We start from the raw sequence: 22019 nt of genomic DNA, 5'->3' as shown, positions 1-22019 counted from the left end.
CAAAGAGATTTGTTCATGGAGTTAGTATTCGCCATTGCTTTATTTGCTTTTTCCGCCGGAATTACCCCAGGCCCTAATAACATTATGTTAATGACTTCTGGTGTGAATTTTGGCATTAAGCGCAGCATTCCTCACTTAATGGGCATTAGCTTGGGTTTTCCGACCATGATATTAGCGGTCGGGCTTGGGTTAAGCGCAATATTTCAAGCTTATCCTTTTATTCATATTGTGATTAAAGTTATTGGTATCAGTTACCTACTTTACCTGTCATGGTTAATTGCCAATAGCAGCAGTAAAATGGAAGGTAAAAAAGTAAGCAAACCGTTTAGCTTTTTACAAGCGGCAGCATTTCAATGGGTAAATCCGAAAGGTTGGATTATGGCTGTTGGTGCTATCGCCACATTTACCTCGGTACAGCAAGAGATCAATAGCCAAGTAGTGACCATTGCCAGCGTATTTTTATGCGTGGCATTTCCGTGTGCGATTGTGTGGCTAGGATTTGGCGTGGCACTAAAACGTTTGCTTAAAAATGAGCGTCAGCAACGTATTTTTAATATCACGATGGCGTTATTATTAGTCGCCTCGATCATTCCTATGATGTTACCGCCGACAGCACAATAATCAATTTAATAACGTTAAAAAGGTTAAGCAATGGAACAACATGAATGTCTTACTCATACCGAAAATTGGGTAAAAGATGTCATTATGAAATACAACATTTGCCCATTTGCACGCCGAGAAGTCGAACGCGCGAGTATTCGCTATGTTGCCATTGAAGAAACTAAAACAAAGTCTGTGTTAAAGGCGTTAATTGAAGAGTGCCAATACTTAGATAGTCATCCCGACACTGAAACAACGCTGTTTATTTTGCCTCGAGGTTTTGAAGGTTTTTACCCTTATTTAGATTTAGTTGATTACGCTACCGATGAATTAATTGAGCAAGGCTACGAGGGTGTTTATCAATTAGCGACCTTTCATCCGGACTATTGTTTTGAAGGTGAACCACAAGATAGTGCGGCCAATTTTACTAATCGTTCCCCCTATCCTTGCCTGCATATTATCCGCGAAGCCAGCATGGAAATGGCATTAGCCAACTATACTGATCCAGAATCCATTCCTGAGCGAAATATTGCTTTTGCAGAACGTAAAGGAAGCGAGTTTTTTGTCCAATTACTGCAACATTGCACTAAATGAGTTGAGAAAGGTCACAGGCGATAAAGAGCGGTGACTAGCGATTAACAGCCTAGAGACTAGGGCGGACTTCGTCCTGCTAGACGCTGCGCTGCTATAAGAGCAGATTAAGCGAGCAAGTAATGAAAACGATAAAGAGCGATGACAAGCGATATCAAGCCTAGAGACTAGAGCGGACTTCGTCCTGCTAGGCGCTGCGCGGCTATAAAAGCAGATTAAGCGAGTAAGTGATGAAAACGATAACGAGCGTTGACAAGCGTTCTAGCATCTAGGCTCGTTCGCTGTGTTTTCGCTTGTCATCTTCGCGTAGATTGTCATCGCCGTTACCGCTTTTCTCGCTCGTTATCGCTTTACCGTTTTAGCGTTTTAGCTTGTAGTTGTAGATAAGGTGAACTTACTGACTTGTTGTGACATATCACTGGCATCACTTAATAGATTGTCATTGAGCAAAGCAATCTGTTGTGATATCTCCTGCGTGTGATGATAGATATCGGTTATTTTCATCGCATTACGATTCACTTCCTCTGCTACCGCTGATTGTTCATGTGTTGAGGCGGCTATTTGTTGGTTCATACTGTCAATCACACTAACGTGTTGAGCAATCAATTTAAGCTCATTGCCTGCATGCTGTGATTCTGCAACACTTTGCTGAGCTTGCACTTGGCCTCGTTGCATCGCGCTTACCGCAATAGCCGCACCCGCTTTAAGACGCTCGGTCATCGCTTTAATGTCTTCTGTTGAACGTTGTGAGCGCTGAGCTAAGGTACGAACTTCGTCAGCAACAACAGCAAAACCTCTTCCTTGCTCGCCCGCTCTAGCGGCTTCAATTGCCGCATTTAATGCGAGTAAGTTAGTTTGGTCAGCAATAGAGCTGATGACCGCTAAAATGGTCACAATATCTTGTACATCTTTATCTAAACGTTCGATACTTTCAGCGGCATTGGCTATTTCTTTGGCCAACAATTGAATCGCATCGCTGGTTTTACTGACGTCATTGTTACCACTCTGTACTTCGATGTTTGCATTGGCTGATGCTTCTGAAACCTGTACCGCATTGGCAGCAATTTCATGGACGGTTGCGCTCATTTCTGTCATAGCAGATGCAACTTGTTCGGCTTCTGACGAACCTTGTTCGACATCGGCTTGCATTGAACGAGTAAAGCCATTCATTTGTTCAACTGCATGAACCAAACTCAATGCATTTCGACGTACGTGGGTAATAACGTGTTCAAATTCTGCCATCATCTGATTAAATGCTATCGAAATTTGACCAAACTCATCATCTGACTGATGGCTTAAGCGAGTAGTTAAATCAAATTGAGTACCTGCATGTAGCACCTGTTTGTGTAGCACACTCAAGCTACGATGTAAGTAGCGAGAAACAACCATGCTCATCACAATAACAAAAATCAGAGCCAGCAATAACACCGCGCCTGTGAGATACATATGCTCAGTTGCTTGTGACAATTTGTCTTGGCTTAATTGCGACAAATCTTGGCTGAATTGTTTTTCAAGCTTAGTTAATAGCTCAATACGTACCGTTGCGATTTTAAACCAATCTTCAGGGCTTTGCTGCGCCATTGCAGCGCTGTCTTGTGCAAAAGCAATTTCACGAAGTTGACTAACATTTGCCATAGCACTGTCTTGTTGGGCTTGTTTAAAAATACGAATATTGTCTGGGCTGGCTGCGGCAACAAACCGTTCGGCATAAGTTTGTTGTTCCGCCACCAGAGTGACAAACTTTCGATATAACCCAGGGGGGAATTCACTGCGACCAAAAGTTGTGCTGAGTACTGCTCGCTCTATTCCTGCGCGTTCTTTTAATTGTAAAAATGCCGCAAATGCTTTGAGTGTTATACCTATTTGGTTATCTACACTCTGACTAGCTGCATTATCCACCATAGATAATAATAGGGTGTTAATGCGGGTGTAATAACTGACTTGCTCCGCGACACTGATGTTAAGAGCCGTGACATTATTACGCATTTGGCTTAGCTGATTAAATGCTGAAGCAACTTCATTATATGTGGATTGTAATTGTTGCGGAAAATCGTCTTGCTGAGCAGCAAGATTAAAACGTTGGATTTGTATGTCGGTTTCAGCACGTTGAGTTGATAAATTGTCTTTAAAGGCTTGTCCTTTAGAGCCGAGAAAACCGGCACTCATGCCACGTTCTTTTTGCAGTTCATGCACTAATGAACTGTTGATAATAGCAACCTGGGTTAAATCAATAACCAGTGCTAATTGATGCTGAGTTTTGTACTCATTATTAAGATACATACCACCGAATAAAATACTGGTTAGTAAAGGAGGAACTACAAGTAAAGCCAGTTTACGCGAAATATTGAGGCTGCCAATCCATTGCCAATTCATACATCATCCTTTGAAAGTTCTTTGGGTAAACGAATTTTTTCGATACCAAACAATAAACTACATTGATAGATTTGGGTAAGTTATTTAAAACAAATTCTGATCTTGCTCACAGCTAATTTAGTTTTGTTTAATTTAATAACGTTTTAAATACATATAATTGAGTAGTTAATACCTGTTCCTGATGCGCTAACGCAACGCCTGCAAGATTGTCGAACCATAGAATCAGTGAATAAATTTATCGTGCACGGTTGCTGTGATAAACCAACTAAACACTATTTTTTAGTGCTATCAATAACAACTTATAAATGCAGGCAAAACTCGCTGATCAATTCAGGCCATTCATTGACCTCATCTACGGAGTCTGCAATATGTAATATCGAATTGGGTAATGCTTTATGCAATTCAATGGCCGTTTCGACGGGATGGGCTTTATCACCGTGCCAGGCTAAAATAAGGGTTGGTATTGTCAATCCGGCAAGCTGCTGCTTGTTTGGTAAATCATTCATTGCGGCGGCGCGGAACAACCGGTCAAGAGTCTGACGAGTCATTAGCTTTAATCCATCGAGCATTCCTAACACGCTGTGTTCATGACCACTAATCAGCCAACTTGGAAGTAATTTATCCCAATGTTTAGCGTTTATTTTAGCTAAACCTTTACCACCCAAAATGCGCGCTGCTTTAGCAATTTTATGATAATCATCCACTTGCGCCGCACGAGTATGCCATGCGGTTGGTGGATTCATTAGGATCAATCCTTTTACCTTTTCTGGATACTTCAACGCAGCATATAAGCTTGTGGCACTGCCCATTGATTGACCGCCTAAAATAATCTCTGACGTGGCGTTAAAATGTGTCGCTATATTGATCATGTCATTGGCTAGTTCTGGCCATAAATAGTCTTCTACGCACTTACCGGCAGAAGATAAGCCATGGCCGACGGCATCATAGCGAATAAGCTGTAATTTTTTAGGGAATCGATGCCAAGCATATAAACCAATCGCATCTTCACTTTGAATGCTGCCAGTTGAGCCATGAGCCCAGATAAGAGTTTGCCCTTTACCGCTGATGGAACAATTAAACTGATTGATATTAAATTGCTCAGTCATGATGTTGAACTCCCCCTAATAAGTCTCTTACCCTTTTACTATTTCAATTAATCTATTTATAAATAATTTAATGGCATCTGTGGAATCGAATCTGAATGCTAAACCGTAATGAATTTCACTTAAGCCTTTGTTGCGACGAGTTGGAAATCGGGTCATTTGAGCATTATGATAGTAATCATATTTAGCGTGAACGCCGTCAATGGTAGCCAGTTCAGTCGAAAACACTTCAAATGCAGGGCGGATGATCAGTAATGGCGTTTTGCCTTCTACATGCAAATAAACAGGCTCTTTTAACTCTGGCAGCATGTATTCGGTGACATTCTTAATATTAAAATTAGTACGACATTTCAAATCATTCAAGGTTGATGCGACTTGCTCAAGGGTTATGCTCATAAAGTAGATGCCTGTGCTGGAGAATGTCATTGATTTATATCACTAGAGTATATGGCCTAGCCGAATAAATAAATAAAAACAAAAAGCCCCGAACATTTGTTCAGGGCTAATGGTGTTAATCAGTTATTTTGGCTATAAAAGCTATTTGCAATAAATGAAAACTAAGCTTCGATACCTTTACTGGCTAAAAATTCGTCGTAAGACCCTTTGAAATCATTAATTCCAGTTGGGGTAACTTCAAGAATACGCGTAGCTAATGATGATACGAATGCACGGTCGTGCGATACGAACATTAAGGTACCTTCGTATTTTTCAAGCGCATTGTTTAATGACTCAATTGATTCCATGTCCATGTGGTTGGTTGGCTCATCGAGTAATAAAATGTTCGGCTTTTGCATGATGAGTTTACCGAAATACATACGGCCTTTCTCACCACCAGACAACACTTTAACCGATTTTTTAATGTCATCGGCTCCAAACAACATACGGCCTAAAATACCGCGAACTGACTGGTCGTCATCATTTTCTTTGCGCCATTGGCTCATCCATTCGAACAAGGTCATGTCATTGGCAAAATCTGCTTCGTGATCCTGTGCATAATAACCAATATTAGCATTTTCAGACCAATTAATTGTCCCTTCGTCTTGCGGGATATCATGCACTAAAGTACGTAATAATGTGGTTTTACCTACACCATTTTGTCCCAAAATAGCTATACGTTCACCCACTTCGACCATGAGGTTAAGTTTACTGAATAATGGTGTGTCGTAGCCTTTAGCTAAGTTTTCAACCACTAATGCATTACGGAACAATTTCTTTTCTTGTTCAAAACGGATAAACGGATTCACACGGCTAGATGCTTTAATGTCATCTAACTTAATTTTATCAATTTGCTTAGCACGTGATGTGGCTTGCTTTGCTTTAGATGCGTTAGCCGAGAAACGTGCTACGAAGGTTTGTAACTCAGCAATTTGCGCTTTTTTCTTGGCGTTATCACTCATTAAACGTTCACGTGATTGCTGTGCAGCCATCATGTATTCGTCGTAGTTACCAGGGAACACACGTAACTCACCGTAATCTAAGTCAGCCATGTGAGTACACACTGAGTTCAAGAAGTAACGGTCGTGCGAAATAATGATCATGGTGCTGTTACGTTGGTTCAACATGTCTTGTAACCAACGAATAGTATCGATGTCCAAGTTGTTGGTTGGTTCGTCAAGTAACAATAAATCTGGATCTGAGAATAATGCCTGTGCCAATAACACACGTAGCTTAAAGCCAGGAGCAATTTCGCTCATTAAGCCAAAATGTTGTTCAATATCAATACCAACACCTAACAATAAATCGCCTGCACGAGATTCAGAGGTATATCCATCCATCTCAGCAAATGCCATCTCAAGCTCAGATACTTTGATCCCGTCTGCTTCACTCATTTCAGGTAAAGAATAAATACGGTCGCGTTCTTGCTTTACTTTCCACAACTCTCTGTGGCCCATGATCACAGTGTCTACGACAGAAAAGGCTTCGTATGCAAACTGGTCTTGGTTTAATTTACCCATGCGTTCGTTAACATCTATAGAGACGTTACCGCTTGATGGCTCTAAATCACCGGCAAGGATTTTCATAAAGGTGGATTTACCACAACCATTCGCGCCAATTAAACCGTAGCGATTTCCGCCACCAAATTTGACTGAAAGATTTTCAAACAGTGGCTTTGCGCCAAACTGCATCGTGATGTTAGCTGTTGTAATCAAAATGAAATTCCAAATCGTGTTGTGTGTTAAAGCTCATATCAAATTATAGTCTACTGGTTCGAGTTAACGTCTGTATGACTCAAGCAAGCAAAAATGATATTGAAACTGGATACGGCAGAGCCGAGGTAAATACGAAGCGCAATAGTGTAAGGATTTTTGGCCTATTTATCAACCTAAACTAGCCCTATATCGATGACGACAAAAAAGCCAACAACGACTCTGCGATGACAGTAAAATCATCGACAGCATAGAGACTAGAATACTTCATGCTCTGAGAACGGTGAAATATCAAATAGCCAATCATCTTCGTTTAATTCATCTTTGAAGTAGTGATATTAGATAAGTACTTGATATCACTTACTCCACTGTATTCGCTTTTATCACTAAGCAGCGATCTAGCTGGATGAAATCCTCACCCATACCTAGGCTTGTCATCACTCGATCTGCCCCCATCTTATTTAAAGCTTCAAATAACCAATAATATAATCCAATCCACCAGTAATGGCAGCGACTTGAGCATCGTTACATTCTTGTGCGGTCACGTGTGGACTGTCTGGATAAACCTCAGTAGTGGTATTGAAGTGATTGTCAGTAATACCTGCACATAAACTGAGTTTTTTAACCGGGTAATTAATGACGCCAAATTGCTCTATCGGCACTTCAATTAATTGTCCATTATCGTCAGGCGCGATATGAGTCACTTTAGCCACAGAGTCAATCACTGCTTTTTGGAAGGCTGGCGTTGGGTTATCACTGTCGCCGACTAAATAGAAACCGTCTGGAATAATACCTTTATCGTATTCAACGCCATCACGCGCAGATAGCAAAGGTCTAAACGCTAACGCATCAGTTTAAGTCGTTTAATGCAAATCAAAATGGGCATATACATCTCCCAAACTTGCCACAAAAGCCATCAGCGCGGCAGACTCTTCTGCAGGACTATTAGCATAAAAAGAGCGATTAGGGTCGATAGCTTTAGGGTTCCAACGGTTAATGGTCTCGTAACCCCACGGGCTAACACACGGCGCGATGGCCACATTAAAATACTGAGTATAATCCTGTGCTTTAGTGGCTAAAAACTGAATCGCGCCATGTACGCCGCTCGTTTCATAACCGTGTACCCCACCAGTCACGAGGATGGTTTTTTTATTGTTATCCCATTGCTGAGATTTGAACGCAAACAGTGGATACTTATCAGCATCATAAGATAATGCGCCGTATTGTACTTGTTCAAACGGACCAGTAATCTGAGCCAGTTTACTCACCACTTCATCTTGATATGAGCGCTTTATGGCAACTTGTGCCAACCATTGTGCTTTTTCTGCGTCGGTCCATTTTTGACCTGGTGTACCAATTGGATACGGTGTTGAATTGCTCATATAACCTCGTTAATCGTTTATTTTATTGAGTTATGTATGTGTAAGTCACTTGATTTTAACTGATGTTTATTGCTCAACTATTTGTTTACTTATATACCGTTTTACTGACCATTTCGCTGGCTAACTGGATGGGATTTAGCAAAGATAACCAATGCAATCCCAACAAAAATAATGCCCGCTGATACACTAAGATGAAAACTGATCACTTCATCTAAAAAGAGAATACCGCCCACTGCGGCAATCACAGGTACCGTTAATTGTAAAACCGCGGCATGGGTTGATGTGAGTCCACGCAATGCTTGATACCACAACGCATAACCAATACCCGAAGCAATTGCACCTGATAAGACGGCTAACAACACTCCTTTGGCAGACAATACCGTTGCTTGTGGTATTGAGACTAATTGCGACGCTGATGTTAATTGAGGTAAGAGCCACACCACCAATATCATCACCGCGACCAGAGGTAAACTGCGAATAAAGTTATAACCTGTATCAAATAATGGGTTAACTGACTTTTTGCCAAGCAAAGTATATCCACCCCAAGCACAGCCGCTAATCGCCATTAATACTAAGCCGGTCATCGAAGGCGCACTCACGCCGGGCAACACTAAATAAGCAAAACCACTAAAAGCCAATAATGCGCCAATCCATTCAAGTAGGGTTAAGCGTTGGCCTTGAAAATAGCTGATTAACATCATGCTAATTTGCACCGCTGCAAACAAAATCAACGCACCAGTGGCGGTATCAAGTAGCACATAGGCGTATGAAAAAGTCACCGCGTAGATAAACAGTAATCCACCCGCAAACATGCTGCCACGGCTAGCAGAGTTACTCACTGTGGTTTTAGTACTTCGCAAAAGCATTAACAACCACAATACCAACGCACCAGCGACTAAACGAATAGCAGTAAAACTACTGGGATCAATGAGTGCCGGAGTTTGTTGGGTCGATAATGCCATACGACACAAAACTGAATTGGCAGCAAAGGCGACCAAGGCAATTAAGGTATACAAAGCGATAGAAAACCTTGATAAAAATGCGGATAAGCTAGACATAACAGAGCTACTTAGTCGATTTTTTGAAACTAAATTTATGAGTAAACCACTGTATTACAGCCACTTGCTGTACGTGGGTTAAGCCAAAGTAAACACAAATCCACGGTGAAATGAGTAAAAACCACGGGAGCGCCGCAGTCGAGCGACCTGAAAACAATAAATACAAAAAACCGCCATAGATAATAATCACGCCCAGAATGCCTACGATTAGCATGATTTTTTTAAGCAGGTATTCTAACTTCGTCACGTCATTAATCCTTAAAAGTAAAAAAGCCACGCCGAGCATAAGCTCGGCGTGACAACATCATAACAAACTGAATGCAGGGAATACCAATCACATTCATTATATGAAAGTGCTCAACGCGTTATATTGCGCTGAACATCCAAATAATAAGTACGATTGATATACATTCGCTTATAAGCGAATACCACCATCAATTTCAAATACACGGCCATTAACGTAGTCGTTTTCAATAATAAAACGCACTGTTGCAGCCACTTCTTCAGGTTGACCTAAGCGCCCTACTGGGACCATTTTCTCTAAACGCTCTAATGCTTCAGGTTTCATCGCTGCTGTCATTTCAGTCGCAATAACACCAGGAGCAACTGCGGCACTGCGAATATTATGACGCGCTAACTCTTTTGCCCAACCCACCGACATAGCAGCAACGCCCGCTTTAGACGCAGAGTAATTAGATTGTCCCATGTTACCGGCTTTAGCAACGCTAGAGATATTGATAATCACCCCTGCTTGCTTGGTTTCAATCATCGCTGCGGCGGCTTCACGGCCACATAAAAAAGTGCCGGTTAAGTTAACGTTGATGACTGATTGAAACTGCTGATAAGACATGCGGTCGGTGACGACGCCATCTTTTGCTTTAATCATTAGCCCATCACGTAGAATGCCGGCATTGTTAATTAACACATTCACTTGACCAAAATCTTCAACGATAAACTTAAAGCCAGAAACCACATCTTCTTCATTGGTAATGTCTAAGGCATAACCTTGAACTTCAGTTACAGAACCTAAATCAGCACAAGCTTGCTCAAGTTTAGCCTGATCAACATCGATAAGCGCCAATTTAGCACCTTGGGCAGCCAAATCATGCGCCATAGCGAGACCTAACCCACCTGCTCCGCCAGTAATGACGACAACCTTATCTTTTAATTCCATCAACTGAATCCTTTATTTTTTCTTTGAAAATTGTTCAAAAATACTCGAAAAATCGCGACGACCATGGCCTTGGCGAGCATGATTAACATATAAACTGCGAGCCAGAGAACCCATAGGTGTGCTTGAATTTGAGGCCACTGCCGCTTCTTGCGACAAGCCTAAATCTTTAACCATCAAGTCAACCATAAAGCCGCCTTGGTAATCTTTTGACGACGGCACATTCTCCATCACATCTGGGCATGGATTGTACTTCTCTAACGTCCAGTTACCACCGCTGCTAACTTTCATGATATCAGACAACACTTTAGGATCTAAGCCATTATCTAAGCCTAATTGTAATGACTCGCTAGTGCCGACCATTAACACAGATAACAGCATGTTATTACAAATTTTAGCAATTTGGCCCGCACCTACAGCACCAGCGTGAAAAATATTGCCGCCCATAACGGTTAATACCGTTTGAGCTTGTTGATAGGCTGCATCACTACCACCACAAATAAAGGTTAAGGTACCGGCTGCTGCGCCTGCTGTACCGCCAGACACTGGCGCGTCCATAAACTCAATGCCCTTTTCGGCGGCTTTTGCACCCACTAAACGCGCACTGTCAGCATCTATGGTTGAGCAATCTATCAATAATGCCTGTTTAGACACGACATCCAACAAACCTTTATTATTATCATCACCTAAATATAAGCTGCGCACATGCTTGCCTGCTGGCAGCATGGTAATTACAAAATCGGCTGCAGCCGCGGCGCCGCATGCGGTTTTAGCGCTGAGCGCGCCTTGTGCAGTTAACGCTTCGACCGCGGCAGGATTTAAGTCAAACACGGTGACGGTCATACCCGCTTTAACTAAATTAGCCGCCATTGGGCCGCCCATATTCCCTAAACCAATAAATGCTACTGTTGCCATGTCGTTAATCCTTTTTAAGTAAAGTCTGCTAATGGGTGTTTATCTTCAGCCCAAGGCGAGGTAAGCAGTTGGGTCACTTTATTTGCATCCACTGCATCTACATCTGCAAATAACCATTTAGGTTGGCGATCTTTATCAATCAGTAATGCACGCACACCTTCGCAAAAGTCGCCCATAGAGCAACAGTTCACGCTGACACCTAACTCCCACTTAAAGCAGTCAGCTAAAGTCAGTTCAGTACCCAGTGCAGCTTGTGCAAAAATTAAATGCCAGCTAATAGGGCTGCCAGCTAATGCTGTTTTTTGGGCTCGTTTTAACCAATCAAGCTCAGTGTTTAGTGTCGATAATTGATGCTGCACATCAAGGATGTCCCCCGTCATCAACAAATCGATTTGAGCTTGAAATTGTTGTAGTGGGCTAATTGATAATTCATCTAAGTGTGGCTGACTCATATTGTTCAGCAATCCGCTCAGCAGTTGATGATTTTGCTCACTATCTCGACTCCAAGCGAGTTCAGCCATGGCATCGAATAGTGGCTCTTTTTCATCGCTATTGAGAATGTGATTTCCTAAACCAACATACAGTGCATCAGCGCAGTTCATGTTGTAAGCGGTTAAGCCTAAAAACAATCCTGTCTTACCTGGCATACGGTTTAAAAAGTAGCTACCACCAACATCTGGGTATAAACCAATAGTTACCTCTGGCATTGCAATACGGCTACGCTCGGTAACAACACGATGGCTACCACCTGCCATTAGCCCGAGTCCACCGCCCATAACAATACCATCACCCCACACCAAAACGGGTTTACCGAATTTATGCAGTAAGTAATCGAGTTGGTATTCTTGGGTAAAAAATTCACACGCTTCGGCAGTCATGTTGTTAGGATTAGCAACAGATGCATGGTAAATGGCGCGTACATCACCACCAGCACAAAACGCTTTGTCGCCGGCGCCATCAAGCATCACACAAGCAATACTGTCGTCTTGTTGCCACTTGGTGAGTTGTGCCTGCATTGCTGCAACCATGTCGAGAGTTAATGCATTAAGCGCTTTTTCAATATTCAGGGTTACCACGCCAATAGATTGACCTGATAGCGTGCCTAATGTTTGAAATATTACATCTTGAGTCATTAGCAGTTCTTCCAGTTTGGGGCGCGTTTTTGTAAAAAGGCATTCACACCTTCAGCCTGATCTTCGGTATCAAATAAGCCAACAAACAATTCGCGCTCAAGCGGTAATGCTTGAGATCGTGGCATAGTTCGTCCTGCTTGAATAAGGGTTTTGCAAACGCTAACACTGCTAGGAGATTGTTTACCCACTTTAGCAGCCAATGCAACTGCAGCATCCAGCGCTTTACCTTCCTCAACGACTTCTTCAACCAAGCCAATTTTTTCAGCCTTGGCGGCATCAATACGCTCGCCACATAAGATCATTCGTTTAGCCCACCCCTCACCCACTAATGCAGTTAAGTTTTGAGTGCCACCAGCACAAGGCAATAAACCCACAGAGGCTTCTGGCAATGCCAATTGGGCTTGCGTTTCTGCAATACGTAAATCACAAGCTAATGCCACTTCTAATCCGCCGCCCATGGCATAACCATTAATGGCTGCAATCGATACACCTCTAAATGCACTTAAGGCTTCGAACGCTTCACCGAAATGTTTTGCCATGGAGGCTGCATTGTCTTTATCGCCGTCGGCAAACAAATTCAAATCGGCACCTGCTGAGAAAAACTTGTCACCTTGACCGGTGATAACAAGCGCATAAACTTCTTTGTTTTGATTCAGTTCAAGCACAGTGTGTTTTAGTACTTGTAAACTGTCTGCTGTCCAAGTGTTTGCTGGCGGATTGTTCAAGGTCAAAATGGCCGTGTGGCCGACTATATGTTTAAGAATCGCAGGTGCTGTCATAATGTTATGTCCTTATGCTAGAGCTAGTGAGTCACGAGTGGATCTGCTAATTACAGGATCGGATGAGCATCGCTAGCAAGCAAACGACGAGCAATAATCAGGCGCATAATTTCATTAGTGCCTTCTAAAATCTGGTGCACGCGCACATCTCTGAAATGACGTTCTAACGGATATTCACGGATATAACCGTATCCACCGTGAATTTGCAGCGCACCGTCACACACTTGGAAACCCACATCGGTAGCAAAGCGTTTCGCCATGGCACAATAAGCACTGGCTTCTGGGTCTTGAGTGTCTAATTTAAAGGCTGCTAAACGCACCATTTGACGGGCTGCAACTAGTTCAGTTGCCATGTCGGCCAATTTGAACTGCAATGCTTGGAATGCCGCTAGCGGTTTACCAAATTGCTTACGCTCATTCATGTATTGAGTTGCACGAGTGAGTGCAGCTTGCGCCGTACCTATTGAACAGGTAGCAATATTAATACGTCCGCCGTCTAGGCCTTTCATGGCAAAGGTAAAACCTTGGCCTTCTTCGCCGAGTAAATTGGTAGCTGGTACGCGCACGTTTTCAAAACTTATCATTCTTGTTGGCTGTGCGTTCCAGCCCATTTTATCTTCAGCTTTACCGTAAGTTACGCCTACTGCATCTGCTGGTACGGCAATCGCTGAAATCCCTTTAGGGCCAGCTTCACCTGTGCGGCACATCACCACTAAAAGCTCGGTTTCACCCGCACCAGAGATAAACATTTTTGAACCTGTGATCAGGTAATCATCACCATCACGCACGGCTTTAGTTTGCAGTGACGCAGCATCACTGCCTGCACCAGGCTCAGTTAAGCAATAAGATGCCAATAACTGTCCGGTGGTTAGGCCTTCTGACCACTGTTTACGTAAGGTTTCTGTCCCCCACGTAGTCACCATCCAGGTTGCCATATTATGAATCGTTAACATTGCTGTGGTGGCTGTACAACCATGGGCTAATTCTTCAAAAATAATCGAGGAATCTAACCGAGACAAGCCCATGCCGCCTTCTGATTCTGGCGAGTACAAAGAACAGAAACCCAGTTCACCGGCTTTTTGAATAACGTCTTTAGGAAAATGATGTTCTTCGTCCCACTTGGCGGCGAATGGCGCTAATTCTTCGGTGGCGAATTGACGGGCTAAATCAGCAAACTGACGCTGATCTTCGTTTAAATTAAAATCCATGCTGGAGTCCTTTTATTGTCTTGGATGACTCTTGGGTCATTTGATGTTTTGCCCGCCTGCAGCTTAAGTTGCTTAGCCATTAGATTATTATGTCCGGCGTTGCGACATCCAATGGTGCGGGTCAAATTTGTGTTGTTGTGTAAGCAGATAAATATTGCCGTGATAAATCAATAAACTATCACGGCGTATGGAGACTAACTTGTACTGAGCTTATTTAAGATCAATGCTCATGTTAGGGCCGCTTACCGCTTCAGAGTCAAACCAACGGGTGGTGATGGTTTTAGTCTCGGTGCAGAAACGCACAGCTTGCTTACCATAGGCATGTTGGTCGCCATAAAAACTGCCTTTCCAACCAGTGAATGAGAAGAAAGGTAATGGCACAGGAATTGGCACGTTAATACCCACTTGGCCTACTTCAATTTCATGTTGATATTTACGCGCTGCGCCGCCTGATGCAGTAAAGATTGAAGTGCCGTTGCCGTATGGGCTGTTGTTCACTAATTCGATAGCATCATCTAAGTTATCCGCTTCCATACAACACAGTACCGGACCAAAAATCTCTTCTTTGTAAATGCTCATGTCGGTGGTGACATTGGTAAACATGGTTGGGCCAACCCAGTTACCCGACTCGTAACCTGCAACGGTAAAATCGGTTCCATCGAGTAAGCAATCAGCACCTTCAGCTTTACCTTGAGCAATCAGTTTTAGTACACGCTCTTTTGCTGCTGGACTGATAACTGGACCGTAAGCAGCTTCTTTGTCATCCCATAAACCAGGACGAACTTTAGCTAACGCGTCTTTTAGTTCAGGGATCCACTCTTTGGCTTTACCGACAAAAATCGCGACTGAAATCGCCATACAACGTTGACCAGCGGCTCCAACAGAGGCACCAACCATGTTATTGATCACTTGCTGCTTGTTCGCATCAGGCATGATAACGCAATGGTTTTTAGCACCTGCAAACGCTTGCACACGTTTTAGGTTGTCGGTACCGGTTTTATAAATGTATTGGCCAACACCCACAGAGCCTACAAACGAAATCGCTTTAATGGCTGGGTCTCTTAGCAAAATGTCTACTGCTGTTTTGTCGCCATGAATAAGTTGCAACACGCCTTTTGGCGCGCCTGCTTCAACAAATAACTCCACTAAACGCTGTGGCGTCATAGGATCTTGTTCTGACGGCTTTAAAATAAACGTGTTACCGCAAGCAATCGATAACGGGAACATCCATAGCGGGATCATTGCTGGGAAGTTGAATGGAGTAATACCGGCACACACACCTAATGGTTGAGTGTAGCTATAGGTATCAATATTACGAGCGACGTTTTCAACGGTTTCGCCCATCATTAACGAGGCAACACCACAAGCATGTTCAGCAACTTCAATGCCGCGCCATACATCACCTTTAGCATCTTCAAAAGTTTTACCCGTCTCGTGAGCTAAAATAGTTGCCAGTTCATCGTGATGCTCTTTGAGCAAATGTTGGTAACGCAACATGACGCGCGCACGTTCAGACACTGGGACTTCTTTCCAGGTTTTAAACGCTTCTTTGGCACTGTGAATGGCCTGCTCTACTTCGGCAGTAGTAGCACAGTTAATTTTGGCAATAACGCTATTATTAGCTGGGTTAGTCACATCAATATTGCGATCGCCGCTGCCATAAGTGAATTCGCCATCAATATAATGTTTAACTTGTGTGATCATGTTGTTTTCCTCGATCCTTGAATATCTTATGAGTGAATAACATCACTCGTATTGAGTTACTGCACAGGTGACGCGATTTGTTGTGTTTGTCAGTCTCACTAAAGTGGCTGCGTGTACATCTACCTGTGCGGTGGTCTTGTCGAACTTAACTTGTATTGTCTATTTACACTTCAATCGCCATTGCTGTGGCTTCGCCGCCACCAATACATAACGATGCCACGCCGCGCTTAAGGCCGCGTGCTTTTAGGGCATAAATCAATGTGACTAACAAACGCGCTCCAGAACAACCAATTGGGTGTCCCATTGCACATGCGCCGCCATTAACGTTGACCTTGCTGGCATCTAAGTTCAACTCAGAAATAGCTAACATAGTGACCATGGCAAACGCTTCGTTGATTTCGTATAAATCGACGTCATCTTTGTTCCACTGCACTTTATCGAACAGTTTTTGCATCGCGCCAACAGGTGCGGTGGTGAACATTGACGGTTCTTGTGAATGGGTAGTATGACCTTTAATGGTCGCTAATACGCTTAAGCCCAATTGCTGTGCTTTTTCGCGTGTCATTAGCATTAACGCTGCTGCGCCGTCTGATATTGAACTTGAGTTGGCAGCTGTAATTGTGCCGTCTTTGGTAAATGCAGGACGTAATGTCGGGATTTTTTCAGGGCGGGCGTTACCAGGCTGCTCGTCTATCTCAACAGTCACATCACCACGACGTGTGCTGATGGTTACAGGCACTACTTCATCTTTAAATGCGCCAGAGTTAATCGCTACATTGGCTTTTTCGAGCGAACCTAATGCAAATGCATCCATTTGCTCACGAGTTAAGCCAAAGTCATCAGCGGTTTTCTGGGCAAATGAACCCATTGCACCACCAGTGTAAGCATCTTCAAGGCCGTCTAAAAACATGTGGTCCATGACTTTGCCGTGGCCCATGCGCATACCGCTACGTGCTTTATCGAGTAAGTATGGTGCTTGGCTCATGCTTTCCATGCCACCCGCAACCACAACTTGACTGCTACCCGCTTTAATTAAATCGTGGGCTAACATGACGGTTTTCATACCAGAACCACAAACTTTATTGACTGTTGTTGCGCCAACGCTCAACGGTAAACCTGCACCTAAGGTGGCTTGGCGAGCAGGCGCTTGGCCTAAACCGGCAGGCAATACACAACCCATCAATACTTCGTCAACAGCATCTACACTGATCCCCGTTTGGGCGATAAGACCTTTGATAGCGGTGGCTGCTAATACTGGAGAAGCTACCTCAGACAATGCTCCTTGAAACCCACCCATTGGTGTACGTTTCGCGGCAACAATAACGATATCTTGACCTGTTTGCTCTGTACTCATAACCACTCCAATTTACTGCGCTTAAAAAATTAACATCAACAATATGGATATCACTTTGACGTTGACGCGAACGTAAAGCAAGTAAAAAATGGTCTAAATGCTGATGTTAATTGATTGGAATTGTCAGTGAAGATTTACAGTTTAAGAATGTCACGTTTAAATTTGATATAAGATATTGTTTTTATGATATATATCAATATCTATTTATCAGTAACATGATTACTGTTGAGTGATTTATTGAGCGTAAAACTTTAGTCTAAGTAAAAAGTAGCCGCAGCGACCAAACAACTGCATCGGCACTTAGGGAGGGTTAATGATCGACAACCACGACTTGATTGCGACCGTTGTCTTTTGCTTGATATAAGCCTAAATCGGCTTGCTTAATAATGTCGACAAGCTCATGAGTTTGCTGGGTTAACATAGCGACAGCCACACTGATAGTGAAATTCATTTTAACATCGTTAAACACAAACTGGTTTGACTCAATACTGGTTCGCAATCGCTCGGCTATTTCAACGGCTTGTGCTTGCTCTGTATCAGGTAAAATAATTAAAAACTCTTCGCCACCGATGCGACCTAAAATATCGTTTTTCTTGAGCCAATTACGTGCTCGTCTACCACACGCTTTTATGGCTAAATCGCCAATATCATGGCCATAATGGTCATTAATGGCTTTAAAATTATCTATATCGAACATAATAACGGCTAGTGACCGATTATGTTTTTTCGCCTGATAAAAGCGCTTGTTACCCTGTTCAAAGGTATGACGTCTATTAGCAATACCCGTCAAATAATCAGTTTGAGAGCGGCGTTTAAATTGCCGGCGAGATTGCCACAAGAAAATGACCACCACCAATAACACCAATGCAATTAGCACTGCGATTGCCATTGATAAGTTAGTAATTTTTTGAGAATCAATTTCGGCCTCTAAATTCAGCTTATTGATTGCCAATTGCTTTTCGAGCAGACGATTATTGAACTCAGCCACGGTAAGATTATGGTCTAATGATGAATTAACCACATCATTATTAATAATATTAGCAAAGTGCTTTTTTTGTAAATCGATGGTATCCAAAAGCTTATTCATACCAAGATTACTCGACCCATTGACGTAATCAATAATGGCAGCAATCATCAACTTCAATTCATTGGAATGGCCGTCATAAGTTGCCGAACCAGAAAATATTTCAGCATACTTAAAAGCTTTATCTGGTTGTTGTTGGCGAAAATAACTCAATGCCAACCATGCATGCGTAGCGTCAACAAAGTATTTTTCTTGGGTAGTATCTTGCACCGCTAATGCTCGTAAAAAATGATCAATACCTTCTTGAAATAAACCTTGAGCCCAACAGCTAATACCAGTATTAAATTGATAGAAAAAATCAAAGTCAGCAAACTCTGGCGATTGTTCAACCAACTGCTGCATTTGCGCTAAATGGGCTTTATTTTCCACCCACATGGCCAATTTAATCGATTCGCCCACCATGTTATGCAACATATTAAACATGTCTTGTTTATCTTGGGCTTGCTCCCAAAAGCCATAAGCTTTGTTAAAATATTCATAGGCTTTACGGTTTAAACCATTGTCACGATAGATAGCTGCGGTGGCATTAAATATCATCGCTTGGCGGCTCAGTCCTAATTGATGCTGTTGTGCTAATGCTAATGCTTCATTTAACCTTTTCAGACCTTCGCCAAAATCACTTGGTTTATTATAACAATACGCGCTTTGAGCTAACACTTCGGCCAAGATATCAACGTTTCCAAGCTGACGGGCTAATGTAATCGCCACTTCACGATCTGGGCAATAAACTTGGGTGTCGTTAGTTTGAAGGTAAAGTATGAATGAGCGTTCAAGATAGCTTTTGACGAGTTCTTGACTAAGAGGATGTGGTGTAAGTAATTTAATTGCCTGAGTATAGCTGTCAATTGCAGCAACAAGATCACTGTTAACTTCTTGCTCTATTGCTAGCAAATGCAACAACTGGCCTTGCTGTTCAATCGGCCATTGAGCACTTTGTTGTAGCTGTTGTTTTAAAAAGTCAATTCGTTGTTGTGGTGAGCTTAATGTGGCTAACTTTTGTTTGATATCAGTAATTGTTGCGCTAACGGTATTGTTGCCTACGATATTGTCGCTAACAGTATTGTTGCTAACGGTATTGTCACTAACATTGGCGCCATTCATTTTAGTGTCATTTGCATTAGCGTCACTAAAAACATCACTGGCCCCCCAAGACGTTAGCGGCCAGCTCATTGCACACACCAATAATATCATCAACTTGGTTTTAACCATTTAACCTCGACCTTACAATAAAAACATCTAAGTTTAACAATAGCTTTTATCGAAACGAAGTCAACGTTAAAACGCTGGTGAAACTATATTCAAATTTACTTCTTACTTTCCCATGGTGTTTTAGCATTCATGTCAGACAAGTCATATGGCGTTAGCTGATAAACATAATAATTGAGCCAATTACTGACTAATAAGCTGCCATGGCTATGCCAACGAACAATAGTATCTTGAGTGGGGTCATCTTGACGGTAATAATTTTGTGGAATATCTGGGTTGAGGCCTTCGCCAACATCGCGCACATACTCTTCATTTAAGGTGTCTTTTTGGTATTCTGGGTGACCCATAACAAACACATTATGATTATCACGACTCAGCACAATATACGCACCAGCCTCGTCTGATTCAGCCAGCACTTCTAAATCTGGATGTTGACGAATTTGTTCAATATCCATTTCTGCAAATCGTGAGTGCGGTGCAAAAAACTCATCATCAAAACCGCGCAATAGTGGGTGTGGGTCGCTAGTTCTACGATGATTAAATACACCTGAACGTTTATTCGCTAATAACTGACGATGTAAATCATAAAGATGATACAAACCAGCATGAGCTGCCCAACATAGAAACAGCACCGAAGTGACATGTTGTTGTGACCAGTCAATAATTTCGCGAATGTGGTCCCAATACACAACATCTTTAAAGTCAATTTGCCCTAACGGCGCACCAGTAATAATCAAACCATCGTAATTATTATTTCTGATGTCTTCAAAATCACGATAAAAGGTGTTCATGTGATCCACTGATGTATGCTTTGATTCTTTGTCATGAATACGTAATAAATCGACCCCAACTTGCAAGGGCGTATTGCCCAGTAATCGCAATAACTGGGTTTCTGTTTCGATTTTATTAGGCATTAAATTCAAGATTAATACCCGCATTGGACGAATGTCCTGATTAGCAGCTCGGGTTTCAGACATCACAAAGATATTTTCTGACTCTAAAATACCTGCTGCAGGCAGGTTATCTGGAATTCGAACCGGCATACTTGTTACCTTTAGATTAATTAAACACATGTACCTGATTAACCAACGCTCGGTTAACCAACCAACCTTTTCACAATAACGTTAATGTCTGTTATGTCACAGTTTTAACATTCAGTTAATCGCTAAAAACCGTGGTCATCATCGATTGTCGAATGTCGTTTGCAAACATTACTAGCATACTCAACCGGTCTACACCGCGGCAGAATGGCTTATTGTTAACGTTAATAGCGGTCAATCTGTTAGATAACCATCATACACTCGGATGGCTAGAAGTCTACACGTCTTAAGTTGAATTTTTTTCTCACTTGTTATCAACTGATGTTATTTCTATGATGAGTCATTATTTTTGATGAGATGAATCATGTCTACAGCGACAGCGATGATTATTGGTGCCAGCTCGCAACTGAGCCAAGCCTTAGCCAGACAGCTATCTGCACAGCAAGTTTCGCTGGTGCTTTTTGTTAACGACCCTGAATCACTTAACGAGTTTAGTCAAAGTCTGCCAGGTGAAGTGAGTGTTTACCCGTTAGCGATTGATCAACCTGATACGCTAATTACACAGCTTAATACTGCTTGGACCAAACATAATGGCGCCCATTTGGTGATTGTTAATACTGGTATCAATGACTACGACCCTTCCCTGCCTTGGGCAATTGATAAGCTCGCCATCGATATTAACGTTATGGGATTTGCTGCTGCCAATAACTGTATTTTTAAATTAATGTGCGAACAAGGTTATGGGCAACTCGCCGCCATTAACTCTATAGCTGGTCAGCGTGGAGGACCTAATGTGGCTTATCATGCCTCCAAAGCCTTTGCTGAAAATTACCTGCAGGGCTTGAGTATGCATGCGCAACGATTAAAGCTGCCTATTACCATTAGTGATATTCAATTAGGGTTATTTGATAAAGCCGTTCATTTGAATACACAACTGCTGCTGTCGCCTATCGATAAAGTGGCTACACAAATTATCTCAGCGTTACAAAAAGGTAAACGCCGAGTATATGTCACTAAACGCTGGCGCATTGTCGCGTGGATAAATCGTTTATTACCAGAGTACATTTACAATACTCGCCATTGGAAACCGCGTAAAAAATCTCCATAAGTGCCATCAACAAAAACAGGAACCGGTAGGTTCCTGTTTCATATGTTCGTTTTTCGCTAACGT

Annotated in this window: 18 protein-coding genes and 1 pseudogene; 3 read left to right on the top strand and 16 right to left on the bottom strand. The window is 42.4% G+C overall.

Going from position 1 to position 22019, the window contains the following annotated elements; all coding sequences use genetic code 11:
* Positions 1-15: 15 nt before the first annotated feature.
* Together H5202_RS01120 and H5202_RS01115 are read left to right on the top strand one after the other, a co-directional pair.
* The gene (locus tag H5202_RS01120) at positions 16-621 is read left to right on the top strand and encodes a LysE family translocator (protein WP_182770194.1); all 606 of its coding nucleotides are present in this window, start codon (positions 16-18) and stop codon (positions 619-621) included.
* A 30-nt stretch (positions 622-651) separates the two neighbouring features.
* Positions 652-1194, top strand: a complete 543-nt coding sequence (locus H5202_RS01115) for a DUF1415 domain-containing protein (RefSeq protein WP_182770192.1) — start codon at positions 652-654, stop codon at positions 1192-1194.
* Positions 1195-1557: 363 nt separating this feature from the next.
* Here the strand turns inward: H5202_RS01115 and H5202_RS01110 are convergent, their stop codons facing one another.
* The 16 genes and pseudogenes from H5202_RS01110 to metA form a co-directional block, all read right to left on the bottom strand.
* Positions 1558-3564, bottom strand: a complete 2007-nt coding sequence (locus H5202_RS01110) for a methyl-accepting chemotaxis protein (RefSeq protein WP_182770190.1) — start codon at positions 3562-3564, stop codon at positions 1558-1560.
* Between the two features lie 299 nt (positions 3565-3863).
* Entirely contained in the window at positions 3864-4670 is an 807-nt protein-coding gene (locus H5202_RS01105) for an alpha/beta fold hydrolase (protein WP_182770189.1), read from the bottom strand.
* Positions 4671-4697: 27 nt separating this feature from the next.
* A complete protein-coding gene (locus H5202_RS01100) occupies positions 4698-5063 on the bottom strand; it encodes a hypothetical protein (protein ID WP_182770187.1) in 366 nt (121 codons plus the stop codon).
* Between the two features lie 161 nt (positions 5064-5224).
* Positions 5225-6817: an ABC-F family ATPase gene (locus H5202_RS01095; RefSeq protein WP_182770185.1), complete on the bottom strand. Its 1593-nt coding sequence runs from the start codon at positions 6815-6817 to the stop codon at positions 5225-5227.
* Between the two features lie 458 nt (positions 6818-7275).
* Positions 7276-8196, bottom strand: a pseudogene (locus H5202_RS01090) (M14 family metallopeptidase).
* 101 nt (positions 8197-8297) lie between these two features.
* Entirely contained in the window at positions 8298-9254 is a 957-nt protein-coding gene (locus H5202_RS01085) for a DMT family transporter (RefSeq protein ID WP_182770184.1), read from the bottom strand.
* A 7-nt stretch (positions 9255-9261) separates the two neighbouring features.
* On the bottom strand, positions 9262-9468 hold the full coding sequence (locus tag H5202_RS01080; RefSeq protein WP_101087206.1) for a hypothetical protein: 207 nt from the start codon (positions 9466-9468) through the stop codon (positions 9262-9264).
* A 201-nt stretch (positions 9469-9669) separates the two neighbouring features.
* A complete protein-coding gene (locus H5202_RS01075; RefSeq protein ID WP_182770182.1) occupies positions 9670-10428 on the bottom strand; it encodes an SDR family oxidoreductase in 759 nt (252 codons plus the stop codon).
* A gap of 12 nt (positions 10429-10440) precedes the next feature.
* Positions 10441-11340, bottom strand: a complete 900-nt coding sequence (gene mmsB, locus H5202_RS01070) for a 3-hydroxyisobutyrate dehydrogenase (RefSeq protein ID WP_182770180.1) — start codon at positions 11338-11340, stop codon at positions 10441-10443.
* A 14-nt stretch (positions 11341-11354) separates the two neighbouring features.
* On the bottom strand, positions 11355-12473 hold the full coding sequence (locus tag H5202_RS01065) for an enoyl-CoA hydratase/isomerase family protein (RefSeq protein ID WP_182770178.1): 1119 nt from the start codon (positions 12471-12473) through the stop codon (positions 11355-11357).
* Positions 12473-13252: an enoyl-CoA hydratase gene (locus tag H5202_RS01060; RefSeq protein WP_182770177.1), complete on the bottom strand. Its 780-nt coding sequence runs from the start codon at positions 13250-13252 to the stop codon at positions 12473-12475. The genes H5202_RS01065 and H5202_RS01060 overlap by 1 nt, the downstream gene beginning before the upstream one ends.
* A gap of 50 nt (positions 13253-13302) precedes the next feature.
* The gene (locus H5202_RS01055; protein WP_182770175.1) at positions 13303-14460 is read right to left on the bottom strand and encodes an acyl-CoA dehydrogenase family protein; all 1158 of its coding nucleotides are present in this window, start codon (positions 14458-14460) and stop codon (positions 13303-13305) included.
* A gap of 210 nt (positions 14461-14670) precedes the next feature.
* Positions 14671-16164 carry a CoA-acylating methylmalonate-semialdehyde dehydrogenase gene (locus H5202_RS01050; protein WP_182770174.1) on the bottom strand — a complete coding sequence of 498 codons (1494 nt, stop codon included), beginning with the start codon at positions 16162-16164 and terminating at the stop codon, positions 14671-14673.
* Between the two features lie 163 nt (positions 16165-16327).
* The gene (locus tag H5202_RS01045) at positions 16328-17518 is read right to left on the bottom strand and encodes a thiolase family protein (protein ID WP_182770172.1); all 1191 of its coding nucleotides are present in this window, start codon (positions 17516-17518) and stop codon (positions 16328-16330) included.
* Between the two features lie 310 nt (positions 17519-17828).
* Positions 17829-19811 carry a GGDEF domain-containing protein gene (locus H5202_RS01040; RefSeq protein ID WP_182770170.1) on the bottom strand — a complete coding sequence of 661 codons (1983 nt, stop codon included), beginning with the start codon at positions 19809-19811 and terminating at the stop codon, positions 17829-17831.
* A 95-nt stretch (positions 19812-19906) separates the two neighbouring features.
* Positions 19907-20851, bottom strand: coding sequence for a homoserine O-acetyltransferase MetA (gene metA, locus H5202_RS01035; RefSeq protein ID WP_011636810.1), 945 nt, complete (start codon positions 20849-20851; stop codon positions 19907-19909).
* Between the two features lie 361 nt (positions 20852-21212).
* On the opposite strand from metA, the gene H5202_RS01030 reads away from it, so the two are divergent.
* Positions 21213-21956, top strand: a complete 744-nt coding sequence (locus H5202_RS01030; RefSeq protein WP_182770168.1) for an SDR family NAD(P)-dependent oxidoreductase — start codon at positions 21213-21215, stop codon at positions 21954-21956.
* Positions 21957-22019 lie beyond the last annotated feature (63 nt).

Source organism: Shewanella sp. SG41-4 (assembly GCF_014164505.1).
GTDB lineage: Bacteria > Pseudomonadota > Gammaproteobacteria > Enterobacterales > Shewanellaceae > Shewanella.
This window is presented reverse-complemented; position numbering and strand designations above follow the sequence as displayed.

What these genes read in the sequence shown, in the direction of transcription:
- H5202_RS01120 (WP_182770194.1), top strand. Translation starts at nt 16, where the DNA reads ATGGAGTTAGTATTCGCCATTGCTTTATTTGCTTTTTCCGCCGGAATT.
- H5202_RS01115 (WP_182770192.1), top strand. Translation starts at nt 652, where the DNA reads ATGGAACAACATGAATGTCTTACTCATACCGAAAATTGGGTAAAAGAT.
- H5202_RS01110 (WP_182770190.1), bottom strand. Translation starts at nt 3,564, where the DNA reads ATGAATTGGCAATGGATTGGCAGCCTCAATATTTCGCGTAAACTGGCT.
- H5202_RS01105 (WP_182770189.1), bottom strand. Translation starts at nt 4,670, where the DNA reads ATGACTGAGCAATTTAATATCAATCAGTTTAATTGTTCCATCAGCGGT.
- H5202_RS01100 (WP_182770187.1), bottom strand. Translation starts at nt 5,063, where the DNA reads ATGAGCATAACCCTTGAGCAAGTCGCATCAACCTTGAATGATTTGAAA.
- H5202_RS01085 (WP_182770184.1), bottom strand. Translation starts at nt 9,254, where the DNA reads ATGTCTAGCTTATCCGCATTTTTATCAAGGTTTTCTATCGCTTTGTAT.
- H5202_RS01080 (WP_101087206.1), bottom strand. Translation starts at nt 9,468, where the DNA reads ATGCTAATCGTAGGCATTCTGGGCGTGATTATTATCTATGGCGGTTTT.
- H5202_RS01075 (WP_182770182.1), bottom strand. Translation starts at nt 10,428, where the DNA reads ATGGAATTAAAAGATAAGGTTGTCGTCATTACTGGCGGAGCAGGTGGG.
- mmsB (WP_182770180.1), bottom strand. Translation starts at nt 11,340, where the DNA reads ATGGCAACAGTAGCATTTATTGGTTTAGGGAATATGGGCGGCCCAATG.
- H5202_RS01065 (WP_182770178.1), bottom strand. Translation starts at nt 12,473, where the DNA reads ATGACTCAAGATGTAATATTTCAAACATTAGGCACGCTATCAGGTCAA.
- H5202_RS01060 (WP_182770177.1), bottom strand. Translation starts at nt 13,252, where the DNA reads ATGACAGCACCTGCGATTCTTAAACATATAGTCGGCCACACGGCCATT.
- H5202_RS01055 (WP_182770175.1), bottom strand. Translation starts at nt 14,460, where the DNA reads ATGGATTTTAATTTAAACGAAGATCAGCGTCAGTTTGCTGATTTAGCC.
- H5202_RS01050 (WP_182770174.1), bottom strand. Translation starts at nt 16,164, where the DNA reads ATGATCACACAAGTTAAACATTATATTGATGGCGAATTCACTTATGGC.
- H5202_RS01045 (WP_182770172.1), bottom strand. Translation starts at nt 17,518, where the DNA reads ATGAGTACAGAGCAAACAGGTCAAGATATCGTTATTGTTGCCGCGAAA.
- H5202_RS01040 (WP_182770170.1), bottom strand. Translation starts at nt 19,811, where the DNA reads ATGGTTAAAACCAAGTTGATGATATTATTGGTGTGTGCAATGAGCTGG.
- metA (WP_011636810.1), bottom strand. Translation starts at nt 20,851, where the DNA reads ATGCCGGTTCGAATTCCAGATAACCTGCCTGCAGCAGGTATTTTAGAG.
- H5202_RS01030 (WP_182770168.1), top strand. Translation starts at nt 21,213, where the DNA reads ATGTCTACAGCGACAGCGATGATTATTGGTGCCAGCTCGCAACTGAGC.